Origin of the sequence: Nisaea nitritireducens, from assembly GCF_014904795.1 — a bacterium.
Taxonomy (GTDB): Bacteria; Pseudomonadota; Alphaproteobacteria; order Thalassobaculales; family Thalassobaculaceae; genus Nisaea; species Nisaea nitritireducens.
The window spans coordinates 1-329 of record NZ_JACZFS010000087.1 but is presented as its reverse complement, the minus strand read 5'-3'; the positions used below and the strand labels follow the sequence as shown (position 1 = coordinate 329).

The 329-nt window shown below is 54.1% G+C and carries 1 rRNA gene; it reads left to right on the top strand.

What is annotated here, in order from left to right:
* Positions 1-329, top strand: a 23S ribosomal RNA gene (locus tag IG629_RS22480); the annotation flags it as partial.

Genomic DNA, 329 nt, shown 5'->3' with positions numbered 1-329 from the left:
GCTGGAAGGTTAAGAGGAGCGCTTAGCGTAAGCGAAGGTGCGAATTGAAGCCCCAGTAAACGGCGGCCGTAACTATAACGGTCCTAAGGTAGCGAAATTCCTTGTCGGGTAAGTTCCGACCCGCACGAAAGGCGCAACGATCTGGGCACTGTCTCAACGAGAGACTCGGTGAAATTATAGTACCTGTGAAGATGCAGGTTACCCGCGACAGGACGGAAAGACCCCGTGGAGCTTTACTGCAGCCTGATATTGAATGTTGGTACAGCTTGTACAGGATAGGTAGGAGCCTTGGAAACCGGAGCGCCAGCTTCGGTGGAGGCATCGGTGGG